This is a genomic window from Streptomyces sp. HUAS 31, from assembly GCF_028198125.1.
Classification (GTDB): domain Bacteria; phylum Actinomycetota; class Actinomycetes; order Streptomycetales; family Streptomycetaceae; genus Streptomyces; species Streptomyces chartreusis.
Genome location: NZ_CP116353.1, coordinates 8985247 through 8998621 on the forward strand (window position 1 = coordinate 8985247; position 13375 = coordinate 8998621).

Here is a 13375-nt window from a genome sequence, read left to right on the forward strand (position 1 = left end):
GGCTCAGACCTCCTGAGCCGCGTACACCTGCGCGCCTCCCACAAAGGTCCGCGCGACCCGGGTCCGCGCGATCTCCTCCGTCGGCCCGTCGAACGGGTCGCGGTCCAGGACGACGAGATCGGCCAGCGCTCCCGCCCGCACCTCGCCGGTGTCGTCGAGGTGGTTCACGTACGCCGAGCCCGCCGTGTACGCGGTGAGTGCCTCGGCGAGCCCGATCCGCTCGCCGGGCAGGAACACCTGCGCGTCGTCGGCGTCCGGGGTCACGCGGTTGACCGCCACATGGACGCCGTGCAGCGGATCGGGGCTGCTCACCGGCCAGTCGCTGCCCGCCGCGAGCCGTGCGCCGGAGCGCAGCAGGGCGCCGAACGGGTACTGCCACGAGGCCCGTTCGGGTCCGAGGAAGGGGATCGTCAGCTCGTCCATCTGCGGCTCGTGCGCGGCCCACAGCGGCTGGATGTTCGCGATCGCCCCGAGGCGCGCGAAACGCGGCACGTCCGCTGGCTGGATCACCTGGAGATGGGCCAGGTGAGGCCGGGTGTCGCTGGGCCCGTTGGCGGCGCGCGCGGCCTCGATCGCGTCCAGCGCGTCACGTACGGCCCGGTCGCCCAGGGCATGGAAGTGGCACTGGAAGCCGAGTGCGTCCAACTCGGTGACGTACTTGGGCAGTTGCTCCGGATCGATGAAGCTGGTGCCCCGGTTGGCGGTGGCGCAGCCGCACTTGTCGAGATAGGGGTCCACCAGCGCGGCGGTACCGGTCTCGGCGACGCCGTCCAGCATCAGCTTGACGCTGGTCGCCCGGAACCGTCCGTGACTCAACGCCTCACGCCGCTGGGCCAGTTCGGGGATCTGCTCCGAGCCGCGCTCACGGTCCCACCACAGCGCGCCGACCACCCGCGCGGTGAGCGAGCCGTCCCGCGCGGCCGCCAGATACGCCTGCGCCGGGTTGTCCATGCCGAGGAAGTCCCCGACCAGCGCGTCCTGCCAGGCGGTGATGCCGAGCGCGTGCAGATGCCGCTGGGCGTGGAGCAGGGCCGCCACCCGGTCGGCCTGCGTGGCGGGCGGGGTCAGCCGGCCCACCAGCTGCATCGCACCCTCCTGGAGCGTCCCGCTCGGCTCGCCGGAGGAGTCCCGCTCGATCCGCCCGTCGGCCGGGTCGGGCGTGTCCCGGGTGATCCCGGCGAGCGCGAGGGCACGGCTGTTGACCCAGGCCCCGTGATGGTCCCGGTTCGGCAGATACACCGGCCGGTCCGGCACCACCGAGTCCAGCAGCTCCTTCGTCGGCGTACCGCCCTCGAAGGCCTCCATCGACCAGCCGCCGCCGGTGATCCACTCCCGCTCCGGATGCGCGTCCGCGTAGGCGCGGACCGCCGCGAGGGTCTCGTCCGCCGTCCTCGTGCCCGTCAGATCGCACTGGGTGAGCTCCAGCCCGGCCGGCACCGGATGCACGTGCGCGTCCTGGAACCCGGGCAGCAGCAGCCGCCCGGCGAGGTCCACCACCTCGGTCCGCGGTCCGGCGAGATCGTGCACCTCCTCGCGCCCTACGGCCGTGATGCGGTCGCCGGTGACGGCCACGGCGGTCGCGGTGCGGCCCTCGGGGGTGAGGACGGGGCCGCCGGTGAAGAGGAGATCTGCGTACATGTTCCGTTTCCTGGTCGGGGGTTATCGGGAGGTGGCGAGCAGCCGGGGCGCGTCGGCGTCGGTGCCCTTGCCGGTGCGGAAGTACGGCGACCTGCGCACCCACTTGGCCCACGCGGCGGCCATGAAGCCGGACGCGATCATCGCCAGAGGGGTGAGGAGCAGGAACCAGCCGTTGTCCGCGCTGACTTCGAAGTGGTCGGCGGAGGTGTAGAACGACCAGCCGAGATAGCCGCCGAGACCGAGCAGCGCGAGCGCGCTCAGCGTGGGCAGCACCACCGCGCGCACCCCTTGCCACAGGTCCTCGCGCAGCAGGGCGCGGAAGCGGACGGCGGCCGCGAGGGCGGTGAGGGCGTACGACAGGGCGACCACGATGCCCACGGCGTTCACCGTCGACATGATCATGTCGGCGAGCCGCGGGATGACCAGTGCGAGCACCGCGACCGCGACGGCCAGCGCGCCGATCAGCATCGTGCCGACGGCCGGAGTCCCGTACCGCGGGCTGACCTTGGACCACACCGGCCCGAGCGTACGGTCGCGGCTCATCGCGAACATCCCGCGGGCCGTCGGGATCACCCCGGCCTGGAGCGAGGCGACGGCCGAGAACATCAGCGCGATCAGGGGGAGCGCCGCCCACGGCTGGGAGGCCAGCCGCTCACCGAAGAAGGCGAGCCCCTCGGGCCCGTGACCGACCAACTCCTCCTCCGACAGGACACGTTGGAAGGCAATCGAGCCGAGCAGGAACATTCCGAGCATGGTGAACAGGGTGATGGTGCCGGCCCGGGACGCGTCGCGAGGGTCGCGCACCTCCTCGTTGACGGTGAACGCCGACTCGAAGCCCCAGTAACAGAACACCGACAGCAGCAGTCCCTGCGCCAGCGCGGTCGCCGACGGGATCTCGAACGGGTCGAACCAGCTGAGGCTGAAGTCGTGCGGGCCGGTGACGATGCCGTAGCCGCAGAAGCCGATCAGGACGACGTACTCGAAGACCAGCAGTCCGGCCTGGAGCCGTGCGGCGGAGCGGATGCCGGTCACGGCGGTCAGCGTGACCGCCACCAGGACGACGATGCCGACGGCCGTGGTCTGCGCGGTCGAACCGGGGTCCAGCGCCAGGCCGCCCACCCGGTGCAGACCGGCGTCGCCCGCCAGTTGCAGCAGGGCCGAGCCGGTGACCGCTGTGGTGTACGCGAGGAACGCCACCACGGCCACGATGTTCACCCAGCCGACCATGAAGCCCAGCCACGGGGTGAGCGAACGGCCCACCCACACATAGCCGTTGCCCGCGTTGGGCTCGACCTTGTTCAGCCGGGAGTAGGCGCCCGCGATGCCGAGGATCGGCAGGAACGCCAGCAGCATGATCGCCGGCAGATGCAGGCCGACCACGCCGGCGGTGACCCCGAGGCCGATGCCGATGCTGGTGGTCGCGGCCGTGCTGGACGCGGCGATGGCGATGCCGTCCAGGACACCGAGGGACTTGCGCAGCTCGGGCCGCGCTGGAGGGTCGACGACGCCGCTGGGGGGCTGCTGATCGGACATGGCCGGATCTCCGCTCGCATCGGGGGCCCGGTCGGCCCCGATGAGCGGACATGAAACTGAACGGGGGCTTAACAGGTCAACGGTGTTGTCGTAAGGTTCGGGGCACCGGACCGAGGGAGGCAGCCCATGAGCGAGAGAGTCGTCCCGCCCGCCGCCCGGCAGCGCAGACGCCCCACCAAGCAGGGCGTGGTCCTGTCCGAGGACCTGATCGTCGAGACCGCACTGCGGCTCATCGAGGAACACGGCGCCGACGCCCTGTCGGTGCGCCGCCTCGGCCGGGCCCTCGGCGCCGACCCCAGCTCGCTGTACCGGTACTTCCGGACCACGGACGACCTGATGCTCGCCATCGCCGACGAACTCATCGGCCGTACCCTGCGCACCTGGCGACCCACCGGGGACTGGCGCGCCGACCTGCGTGACCTCGGCCTGCGCATGCACGCGGGCGCCCTCGCGCACCCCAGGGCCGCGGTGCTCAGCTCGTACCGGGTGACCGGGCGGGCGTACGAGATCCAGGCCGTCGAGACCATCCTCGGTGTGCTGCGCCGCGCCGGTTTCGCCGATCCCGACGCGGTACGGATCTACCACGTCTTCGTCGACCAGGCCCTCGCGCACGGCGCCCTCGACTCGGCGAGCGTGGCGATGCCGAAGGCCGCTCGGGACGCGGAGGACGCCGTCTGGCGGGCCACGTACGCTCGGCTGCCCGCCGACACCCACCCGCACATCGCGGCCACCGCCCGGCATCTCGTGGCCGACATGGCCCGCAGTTCCTATCCGGCGGCCCTGGACCTGCTGCTCAGCGCCGCGGCGAGCCGGCTCGCGGAAATCCGGTCCCGGTCCGGGGACCCGGCGGCCACACTGGACCCGTCCGTCACAACCGAGCCCTGAGGAGAGAGTCCGCCGATGGCCCCGTCGCCCGCACGCCCCGCCGAGCAGCGCAAGCAGGACACCCTGCACCGACTGGAGCACGACGAGGACGTGTGGGTCGCCACCGCCGACGCCGGCGGGGGAGTGCCGTTCCTCGTGCCGCTCTCCTTCCTGTGGGACGGCTCGACCCTGCTGCTGGCGACGCCCGCGGCCAGCCCCACGGGCCGCAACCTCAGGGAGACCGGCAGGACTCGCCTCGGTGTCGGTCCGACCCGCGACGTCGTCATGATCGAGGGCACCGTCGAGACGATCACGCGGGACGAGCTGTCCGAGGAGGAGGGCGACCGCTTCGCGACCAGGACCGGCTTCGACCCACGCCGGCTCAGCACGCCCTACCTGTACTTCCGCGTCCTGCCGACCCGGGTGCAGGCCTGGCGCGAGGCCAATGAGCTGGCCGGGCGGGAGCTGATGCGGGACGGCAAGTGGCTGGTGGCGGACTGAAACGCGCTGACCTGGACACCCGTCGGGGACAGGGCGGCGGGGCAGCACGTCCCGCGCCCAGGACTCCTGCGGAGGAACCATGCCAGTGGTGAAAGCGGGCTTCGTGGTGCTCGACTGCGCCGAGCCCGAGAAGCTCGCCGTCTTTTACACGGAACTCCTGGAAGGCGAGCAGACGGACGCGAGCGCCAACCGCGTCGAGATCAGGGGCGCCGACGGGACCCGGCTCGCGTTCCGCCGCGACATGAACGCGACCCCGCCGAGCTGGCCGCGCCCCGAGAACTCCCTCCAGGCCCATCTGGACTTCGTGGTGGAGGACCTGGACGAGGCCGAGCGCCGGATCGTCGGCCTCGGCGGCCGCCCCGTGGAGACGAAGGAGCCGGCGGGGCCGTACGAGGAACGCGGCTACTCCGACCCGGCCGGCCACTCCTTCACCCTGCGTCTCGTGCCGGCGATCGCACCGAAGCAGGGCTGAGCGTTCCGCCCGCCCGGTGCCCCGGGCGGGCGGACTCTCAGTCGCGGCCGCCCTGGTCGGCGACCGGCCACACGCCCGTCTTGCGTTCGATCGCCTTGGCTCCCGTGCGGTCCGCCAGGCTCCGGGCCACCGCGAAGAGGGCGCCCTGGACCGCGGCCGCGAGCAGGATCTCGCCCCAGCCGCGCTCACGGTCCAGTGCGTCGGGGGCGTCCTCCTCCTTGCGGATCGCCATCCAGGTCTTGCGGAAGGCGATTCCCGCCAGCGCCCCGCTCGCCCAGCCCAGGGCGAATCCCAGGGGCTTGTAGGCAAGGGGGAGTTTCAGCTTCTTCTGCTTGTTGTTCTTCTTCGCCATGCGCGCCTGCGCCTCCTTCGTCGATCAGGGTCGTCCGCTCGCCGGGACCCGCTCGGCCTCGGGCACCGGCCCGGGCGGCGTCCCGTCGCCGAACGGCCTGCCGCCCAGCTCCTCGCGGTGGTGCGGTGCCGCCCAGCCCGCCAGGTCGGGCCCGAGAGGCACGATTCCGGTCGGGTTGATGCCGCTGTGCACCTGGTAGTAGTGCCGTTTGATGTGGTCGAAGTCGACGGTGTCACCGAATCCCGGCGTCTGGTGGAGATCGCGGACGTACGCCCACAGGACCCGATTCTCCGTCAGTTTCCAGCGGTTGCACTTGAAGTGGCCGTGATAGACGGCGTCGAAGCGGACCAGCGTGGTGAACAGCCGGATGTCCGCCTCGGTGATGGTGTCGCCGACCAGATAGCGCTGCCCGGCGAGCCGCTCCGCCAGGAGTTCCAGCCGCCTGAAGAGCCGGGTGCAGGCCTCCTCGTACTGGGCCTGGCCGGTGGCGAAGCCCGCCCGGTACACACCGTTGTTGACGTCCTCGTAGACGTCCGCCATCACGGCGTCGATCTCGTCCCGCAGCGCCTTCGGGTACAGGTCGGGCGCACCGTCGCGGTGCAGTGCCGTCCACTCGGTGGCGAGGTCGAGGGTGATCCGCTGGTAGTCGTTGGTGACGAGCCGGCCGCTGGGCACGTCCACGATCGCGGGGACGCTGACACCGCCGGGATAGCCGGTCTCCCGCCGGTCGTACGCCTCGCTGAGGAAGCGGATGCCGAGCACCGGGTCGCGGTCGCCGGCATCCAGCGTGAACCGCCAGCTGCGGTCGTCCTGGATCGGGTCGGCGATCGCCAGTGACAGGGCGTCCTCAAGACCGAGCAGCCGCCGCGACACCAGGGACCGGCTCGCCCACGGACAGGCACGACTGACCACCAGGCGGTAGCGGCCCGCCTCCACCGGCCAGCCGTCCCGCCCGTCCGCCGTGATGCGGTCGGTGAAGTGGGCCCTCGACCGCTGGAACCGTTTCCTCCCGTACTCGGTGTTGCCCCCGCCGCTCATACCGGCGCTCCTCTCTGCTGTGCCTCGCTTGCCGGCGTACGCCCTCCCGGGCCCCGCGCTATCGCAGCACCCCCGAGGCCCCGGTTCCACCGAGTCCCCCGATTTCCGTCGACGGCACGGTGTGAGGCAGATCGATCTGGGGATTCGGCGATAGATGAGCAGGGACAACAAGGCGCCGAACACGGACCGCAGGACCCGGGTCACCGTGCTGGTGGCGCTCACCGCCAATCTCGTCATCGCCGTCGCCAAGGCCGTCGGCGGGATCTTCGCGCACTCGCCGGCGCTGCTGTCGGAGGCGGCGCACTCCGTGGCGGACAGCCTGAACGAGGTCTTCCTGCTGGCCGCGCTGCGCCGCAGCCGCCGCCCCGCCGACGCCCGGCATCCCTTCGGCTACGGCAAGGAGCGCTTCTTCTGGTCGCTGCTCGCGGCCGTCGGCATCTTCGTCATGGGCGGCTGCTTCTCCTTCTTCCAGGGCTTCGAGGCGCTGCGCGGGGGCGGCGAGGAGCAGTTCAGCGGCTATGTGGTGGGCATGATCGTGCTGGGTGTCGCCTTCGTCGCCGAGGGCCTTTCGCTGGTGCGGGCGCTGCGCCAGGTGCGCCGGCAGGGCGGCCTCGCGAGCGGTATGCGCGACCCGGCCCTGCGCACGGTCGTCGCCGAGGACGCCACGGCGGTGCTCGGCGTGACGCTCGCCTTCGCGGGCATGGCCCTGCACATGGTCACCGGGCAGGTCGTGTGGGAGGCGTCCGCGTCACTGGCGATCGGCGCGCTGCTCGTCTACGTCGCCTACCGGCTCGGCCGCGAGGCCCGCGACCAGTTGATCGGGGAGGCCGCCGACCCCGAGGCCGACGCCAGGATCCGTGCCCTGCTGGCGGCACAGCCGGAGATCGACAGCGTGGAGGCCCTGTTCACCATGAAGACGGGCCTGGACACCGCTCTGGTGGCGGCCCGCGTCGATCTGGTGCCCGGGCTCGACAGCGAACAGGTCGAGGAGGTCGCAGTCCGCATCAAGCGGGCCGTCGGCGACGAGGTGGACGAGGCCGACCAGATCTTCCTCGATGTGACCGAGCGCTCCGCCCAGGAGGCATACGGAAGCCCCGCCGCGACGGGGGAGCGCGGCGGGGCCTGACGCACGTGTGCCCGACGGGCACGGGTTCATGCGTCCCGTCCGAAAAAAATCTGCGGAGCCCCGATCAGCCCTCGTCGAAGGGCTCCAGGACGAACAGCGGGATCACCCGGTCCGTCTTCTGCTGGTACTCCGCGTACGGCGGATAAGCAGCGACGGCCCGCTCCCACCACTCGGCCTTCTCCGTGCCGGTGACCTCGCGGGCCCGCATGTCGCGCAGCTCCGTGCCGTCCCTGAGTTCCACATGGGGGTCGGCCTTGACGTTGTGGTACCAGACCGGGTGCTTGGGCGCCCCGCCCAGCGAGGCGACGGCGGCGTAGCTGCCCTCGTGCTCGACGCGCATCAGGGGCGTCTTGCGGATCTTGCCGCTCCTTGCACCGCGGGTCGTGAGCAGGATCACGGGCATCCCCGTGTTCATGAGGGTCGTGCCCTGGGTGCCGCCGGAGCTCTCGTACAACTCGACCTGCTTGCGGACCCAATCGGTCGGGCTGGGCTCGTACTCGCCCTCAAGAGGCATGTCATCGGTCCCATCGTCGTGTCCTGTGCTGACTGACACCGTGCTTCAACACCGGCCGGTGCGTGATTCATCCTGCCGGTCCTACAGCAGCATCCTCACAGCCAGCAGCAGGATCACGCCGCTCGACACGAGCGCCGTCACCAGCCGTCCCCGGCTCCCCGTCAGCAGCCGTCCCAGCAGTGCCCCACCCCCGGCGAGCAGCAGTTGCCAGCTCGCCGAAGCGGCGAAGGCGGCCAGGACGAACACGCCCTGTTCCAGAGGGGAGACGGCGTCCGTGGCGCGGGTGCCGAGGACCAGGGCCGCGAAGTAGATCACGGTGGTCGGGTTGAGCAGGGTGATACCGAGCAGCGCCAGATAGGCGCGCGCCGGGCTCGGGGGAGGAGGCGTGGAGCGGGTGGCGAGCCGGTGGCCGCGGTAGTGGTGTACGGCGGTGACCGCGCCCCGTACCGCGAGAAACACCAGCACCAGGGCGGAGGCCCAGCGCAGTGGCACCAGCACCGGACGCAGTGCCGCGGCCAGCGCCGAACCGCCGAGGGCGGCCACCAGGGCGTAGAGTCCGTCGGCCGTCGCGACGCCGAGCGCGGCGCAGACCCCGGTCCGCAGCGACGTACGGGCGGTGAGGGAGACGAGATAGGTCGCGACCGCTCCGACCGGGACGGCGATGCCGTAGCCCGCGAGCAGCCCCGCGACGAGCGCGGCGGTCACGACGTGGGAAGCGAGGGCCTCCACGGGCGGCCGGGCTGCTGCTGGGACCGCACCGGACGAGCGTCGGCGGTCAGCGGCAGGAAGGCGAGGATCGTAGGCATGGCCGGATTCTGGGGGTGGCCGCGGCCCTGCGACAAGCGAATTTCGCGGGAGGGCCGCGCGGCACCGGTCCGACGCCCGCCGGACCGAAGCTCTGTGCGACGATCCCCGGCCAGATTGTCCGCGCACGTGATCTGGCCGAACTTGACGTCGTCAGCTAGATGCCCCAGGCATCTAATGAAGATCGGCACGACGCACTCTTCGTCTGCGAGGTCTTCGATGACGGACATGACGGAACCCCCCACCGTCGCCTTCCCCCAGAACCGCACCTGCCCCTACCACCCGCCCACCGCCTACGACTCCCTGCGCGACAACCGCCCCCTGGCCCGCATCACCCTCTACGACGGCCGTCCGGCCTGGCTGGTCACCGGACACGCCCTCGCCCGCACCCTGCTCGCCGACCCCCGGCTGTCCTCGGACCGCTCCCGGCCCGAATTCCCCGCGCCCACCGAGCGGTTCGCCGCGGTGCGCGACCGGAAGTCCGCGCTGCTGGGCGTCGACGACCCCGAACACCGGGTCCAGCGCCGGATGATGGTCCCCAGTTTCACCCTGCGCCGCGCCGCCGAGCTGCGCCCGCAGATCCAGCGGATCGTGGACGAACGGCTCGACGCGATGATCGCCCAGGGGCCGACCGCCGACCTGGTGACGGCCTTCGCGCTGCCCGTGCCCTCGATGGTCATCTGCGCGCTGCTGGGCGTGCCGTACGCCGACCACGACTTCTTCGAGGGGCAGTCGCGACGCCTGCTGCGCGGTCCCAGGGCCGCCGACACGATGGACGCCCGCGACCGGCTCGAGGCGTACTTCAACGAGCTGATCGACCGCAAGCAGAAGGAGCCGGAGCCCGGCGACGGCGTCCTCGACGAGCTCGTCCACCGGCAGCTGCGCGACGGCGATCTCGACCGCGAGGAGGTCGTCGCCTTCGCGACCATCCTGCTGGTCGCCGGCCACGAGACGACCGCCAACATGATCTCGCTGGGCACCTTCGCCCTTTTCCAGCATCCCGAACAGCTGGCCGAGCTGCGCGCCGACCCCGGGCTGCTGCCCGCCTCGGTCGAGGAGCTCATGCGGATGCTGTCGATCGCCGACGGGTTGCTGCGCGTCGCTGTCGAGGACATCGACACGGACGGCGGCACGATCCGGGCGGGCGACGGAGTGGTTTTCTCGACCTCGGTCATCAACCGCGACGAGTCCGTCTACCCCGACCCCGACGCCCTGGACTGGCACCGCCCCACCCGCCATCACGTCGCCTTCGGGTTCGGCATCCACCAGTGCCTGGGCCAGAACCTGGCCCGCGCCGAGATGGAGATCGCCCTGCACTCGCTCTTCGAGCGCCTGCCGACCCTGCGGCTTGCCGTCCCGGCGGAGGAAATCCCCTTCAAACCCGGCGACACGATCCAGGGGATGCTGGAACTCCCCGTGACCTGGTAAGAGGCTCCGGTCATGGACAACGAAACGCACGAATCAGGCCATATCTACATCGACATCAACCACGACGTCTGCGTGGGCGCCGGCCAGTGCGCCCTGGCCGCCCCGTCCGTGTTCACCCAGGACGACGACGGCTTCAGCGCCCTGCTCCCCGGCCGGGAGGACGGCGGCGGCGACCCCATGGTGCGGGAGGCCGCCCGGGCCTGCCCGGTCAGCGCCATCACCGTTTCCACAGAGGGGAGTTGACGCCGGGCGGCCACGTCGTACGCCCGCATCCGTGGGCGGGTCCGCACCGGGGCCCGCCCACCGGCGGTGCCGCGGGCCGGCCCGCTTGACGCAGGTCCCGCCCGCTCAGCGCGCCGCCGCCAGCAGAGTCCGCGCCGCCTCCCGCGCCTCGCCCGCCGGGCGCGTGTCACCCGTTATCCCGGCCGTGACCATCGCGCCCTCGGCCAGCAGGTACAGCGGCCCGGTCAGGGCGCCGGGCAGTCCGGCGTCGGCCACCAGCGCGGCGAGGTAATCGCGGAACGCCCGCTTGTGCGCCCGGACCTGGTTCGCCACCCGCTCCGAGCGCGCGCCCAGCTCGCCGTAGGAGTTGATCCAGGCGCAGCCGCGGAAGTCCTCCTCGGCGAACCACTCCTCCAGCCAGTCGAAGACGGCGAGGATCCGCCGCTCGGGGTCCGGCTGCTGCTCCGCGTACGCGGCGAGCCCGCCGCGCCAGCGCACGTCGCGCCGCTCCAGATACGCCTCGACCAGCTGCTCCTTCGCCGGGAAGAGCTGATAGAGCCGCTTGAGCGAGACACCTGAAGCGCCCCGGATGTCGTCCATGCCGACGGACTGGATGCCGCGCCCGTAGAACAGCCCCTCCGCTGCGTCCAGTGCCTGCTCCCGGGCGGTTGCGCTGTCCATGTGGGGGCCTCTCCTTGACGTGAGAACGTGCGTTCTCCTACGGTAGCAGCCAACCGGAGAACGCACGTTCTCCCGCACGCTCACCGCCGATACGGCCCGGAGGAAGACATGACCGACCGCCCGCCCCTGCCCCCGTTCACCCACGAGACCGCCGTGCAGAAGGTGCAGGCTGCCGAGGACGCCTGGAACACCCGCGACCCGCACAAGGTGTCGCTCGCCTACTCGGAGGACTCCGTGTGGCGCAACCGCGACACCTTCGTCACCGGCCGCGCCGGGATCGTCGAGCTCCTCACCGCGAAGTGGGCGCGCGAGCAGGAGTACGCGCTGCGCAAGGACCTGTGGGCCTTCGACGGCAACCGCATCGCGGTCCGCTTCCAGTACGAGTGCCGGGACGCCGACGGCCAGTGGTGGCGCTCCTACGGCAACGAGCTGTGGGAGTTCGACGAGCACGGCCTGATGACCCGTCGTGAGGCGAGCATCAACGACGTGCCGATCGAGGAGAAGGAGCGCCGCATCCTCGGCCCCCGGCCGGAGAACGAGCGCGGGCTCGCCTTCCCGGTGCGCTAGGCCCGTTGAGTAGGGTTCCCGGGTGACCGAACAGGCCCGGAAACCCTTCCTCTACGTCGTCGTCTGCGCCGCGGGGATCGCCGCGGACGTCAGCAAACTGATCAGCGCCGCGCAGGAGCGGGACTGGGAGACCGGGGTCATCGCGACCCCGGTCGCCATGAACGGCTTCTTCGACACCGTCGCGGTCGAGGCCCTGACCGGACGCCCGATCCGCTCGGCGTGGCGCACCCCCGCCGAGCCGCGCCCCTTCCCGCCGCCGGACGCCGTCGTCGTCGCCCCGGCCACCTTCAACACGATCAACAAGTGGGCCGCCGGCATCTCCGACACCCTCGCCCTGGGCACCCTGTGCGAGGCGTACGGCCTCGGCGTGCCGATCGCGGTCCTGCCCTGCGTCGCCGACGCCCTCGCGGCCCACCCCGCCTACGGCGACAGCCTGATACGGCTGCGCGGGATGGGCGTGCGCTTCGGGGAGCCGTACACCGGCGAGCCCGGGGAGGGCGGCGGACGACCGGAGTTCGGCTGGGAACGCGCGCTGGACCTGCTGGAGCGCGACGCGGACGCCGGCTGACGAGAACCGGTGCGGCCCCGGGCAGCGAACCGGCCCGGAGCGCGCACCAAGACGTACGCTCCCCCTGGTACCCCACCCCGAAGGCAGGAGCAGCAACGATGCAGTACGTGAAGCTCGGTTCGACGGGCCTGGACGTCTCGCGGATCTGTCTGGGTTGCATGACCTACGGGCTCCCCGACCGCGGCGCGCACGAGTGGACCCTCGACGAGGAGGCGTCGCGGCCGCTGATCCGCCAGGCGCTGGACGCCGGGATCAACTTCTTCGACACCGCCAACGTCTACTCCGACGGCACCAGCGAGGAGATCGTCGGCAAGGCGCTGCGCGACTTCGCGAGCCGGGACGAGATCGTGCTCGCGACGAAGGTCAACGGCCGGATGCGGCCGGGCCCCAACGGCGCCGGACTCTCCCGCAAGGCGATCATGACGGAGATCGACCACAGCCTCGCCCGCCTCGGCACCGACTACGTCGACCTGTACCAGATCCACCGCTTCGACCCCCACACCCCGGTCGAGGAGACGATGGAGGCGCTGCACGACCTGGTGAAGGCGGGCAAGGTGCGCCACATCGGGGCGAGTTCGATGTACGCGTGGCAGTTCTCCAAGATGCAGTACACCGCCGAGCGGCACGGCTGGACGAAGTTCGTCTCGATGCAGAACTACTACAACCTTCTCTACCGCGAGGAGGAGCGCGAGATGCTGCCGCTCTGCGCCGACCAGGGCGTCGGCATCCTGCCGTGGAGCCCGCTGGCCCGCGGCCGGCTCACCCGGGACTGGGGCACGGTCACCGACCGCAGCGCCAATGACGACTTCGGCAGCCGTCTGTACGTCGACAGCGACCGGGTGGTCGTCGAGGCCGTCACCCGCGTCGCGAGCGAACGCGGTGTCCCGCGCGCCCAGGTCGCCCTGGCCTGGCTGCTGCACCAGGACACCGTGACCGCCCCGATCATCGGCGCCGGCCGGCCGCGGCACATCGAGGACGCTGCGGCAGCCGTCGAACTGGAGCTGAGCGAGAAGGAGTTGGCGGAGCTGGAGCGGTCCTACGCTCCCCATCCGGTCATCGGCCACTGA

The 13375-nt window shown here is 71.5% G+C and carries 16 protein-coding genes; 9 read left to right on the forward strand and 7 right to left on the reverse strand.

Translation table 11 applies throughout. The annotated features are described in order from the left end of the window. Positions 1-3: 3 nt before the first annotated feature. Both PGH47_RS39115 and PGH47_RS39120 read right to left on the reverse strand, forming a co-directional pair. Positions 4-1638: an amidohydrolase gene (locus PGH47_RS39115; protein ID WP_271667404.1), complete on the reverse strand. Its 1635-nt coding sequence runs from the start codon at positions 1636-1638 to the stop codon at positions 4-6. A gap of 21 nt (positions 1639-1659) precedes the next feature. Then, a complete protein-coding gene (locus tag PGH47_RS39120) occupies positions 1660-3171 on the reverse strand; it encodes an APC family permease (RefSeq protein WP_271667405.1) in 1512 nt (503 codons plus the stop codon). Between the two features lie 126 nt (positions 3172-3297). On the opposite strand from PGH47_RS39120, the gene PGH47_RS39125 reads away from it, so the two are divergent. The 3 genes from PGH47_RS39125 (at position 3298) to PGH47_RS39135 (ending at position 5008) form a co-directional block, all read left to right on the forward strand. After that, positions 3298-4056, forward strand: a complete 759-nt coding sequence (locus PGH47_RS39125) for a TetR/AcrR family transcriptional regulator (protein ID WP_271667406.1) — start codon at positions 3298-3300, stop codon at positions 4054-4056. A gap of 15 nt (positions 4057-4071) precedes the next feature. Continuing rightward, positions 4072-4536, forward strand: coding sequence for a pyridoxamine 5'-phosphate oxidase family protein (locus PGH47_RS39130; RefSeq protein WP_271667407.1), 465 nt, complete (start codon positions 4072-4074; stop codon positions 4534-4536). A 79-nt stretch (positions 4537-4615) separates the two neighbouring features. Continuing rightward, positions 4616-5008, forward strand: a complete 393-nt coding sequence (locus tag PGH47_RS39135) for a VOC family protein (protein WP_271667408.1) — start codon at positions 4616-4618, stop codon at positions 5006-5008. 37 nt (positions 5009-5045) lie between these two features. Here PGH47_RS39135 and PGH47_RS39140 read toward each other — a convergent pair whose 3' ends face one another. Then, entirely contained in the window at positions 5046-5360 is a 315-nt protein-coding gene (locus PGH47_RS39140; RefSeq protein WP_271667409.1) for a DUF4235 domain-containing protein, read from the reverse strand. Positions 5361-5384: 24 nt separating this feature from the next. After that, a complete protein-coding gene (locus PGH47_RS39145; RefSeq protein WP_271667410.1) occupies positions 5385-6398 on the reverse strand; it encodes a glutathione S-transferase family protein in 1014 nt (337 codons plus the stop codon). Positions 6399-6552: 154 nt separating this feature from the next. On the opposite strand from PGH47_RS39145, the gene PGH47_RS39150 reads away from it, so the two are divergent. After that, positions 6553-7524: a cation diffusion facilitator family transporter gene (locus PGH47_RS39150; RefSeq protein WP_271667411.1), complete on the forward strand. Its 972-nt coding sequence runs from the start codon at positions 6553-6555 to the stop codon at positions 7522-7524. Between the two features lie 64 nt (positions 7525-7588). Here the strand turns inward: PGH47_RS39150 and PGH47_RS39155 are convergent, their stop codons facing one another. Both PGH47_RS39155 and PGH47_RS39160 read right to left on the reverse strand, forming a co-directional pair. Further along, complete coding sequence (locus PGH47_RS39155; RefSeq protein ID WP_125525802.1) at positions 7589-8038, reverse strand: nitroreductase family deazaflavin-dependent oxidoreductase; 450 nt, start codon at positions 8036-8038, stop codon at positions 7589-7591. An 81-nt stretch (positions 8039-8119) separates the two neighbouring features. Further along, complete coding sequence (locus PGH47_RS39160) at positions 8120-8743, reverse strand: LysE family transporter (protein WP_271667412.1); 624 nt, start codon at positions 8741-8743, stop codon at positions 8120-8122. Positions 8744-9061: 318 nt separating this feature from the next. Between PGH47_RS39160 and PGH47_RS39165 the strand changes: the two genes are divergently transcribed. Further along, the gene (locus PGH47_RS39165; protein ID WP_271667413.1) at positions 9062-10270 is read left to right on the forward strand and encodes a cytochrome P450; all 1209 of its coding nucleotides are present in this window, start codon (positions 9062-9064) and stop codon (positions 10268-10270) included. Between the two features lie 12 nt (positions 10271-10282). Beyond that, entirely contained in the window at positions 10283-10513 is a 231-nt protein-coding gene (locus tag PGH47_RS39170; protein WP_443048599.1) for a ferredoxin, read from the forward strand. A 105-nt stretch (positions 10514-10618) separates the two neighbouring features. On the opposite strand, the gene PGH47_RS39175 is transcribed toward PGH47_RS39170, so the two are convergent. After that, positions 10619-11173 carry a TetR/AcrR family transcriptional regulator gene (locus PGH47_RS39175; protein ID WP_107906402.1) on the reverse strand — a complete coding sequence of 185 codons (555 nt, stop codon included), beginning with the start codon at positions 11171-11173 and terminating at the stop codon, positions 10619-10621. 108 nt (positions 11174-11281) lie between these two features. Here PGH47_RS39175 and PGH47_RS39180 point away from each other — a divergent pair, with 108 nt between their 5' ends. The 3 genes from PGH47_RS39180 (at position 11282) to PGH47_RS39190 (ending at position 13375) form a co-directional block, all read left to right on the forward strand. Continuing rightward, positions 11282-11740: a nuclear transport factor 2 family protein gene (locus tag PGH47_RS39180; RefSeq protein ID WP_271667414.1), complete on the forward strand. Its 459-nt coding sequence runs from the start codon at positions 11282-11284 to the stop codon at positions 11738-11740. A gap of 22 nt (positions 11741-11762) precedes the next feature. Next, complete coding sequence (locus PGH47_RS39185; RefSeq protein WP_271667415.1) at positions 11763-12308, forward strand: flavoprotein; 546 nt, start codon at positions 11763-11765, stop codon at positions 12306-12308. A 98-nt stretch (positions 12309-12406) separates the two neighbouring features. Continuing rightward, on the forward strand, positions 12407-13375 hold the full coding sequence (locus PGH47_RS39190) for an aldo/keto reductase (protein ID WP_271667416.1): 969 nt from the start codon (positions 12407-12409) through the stop codon (positions 13373-13375).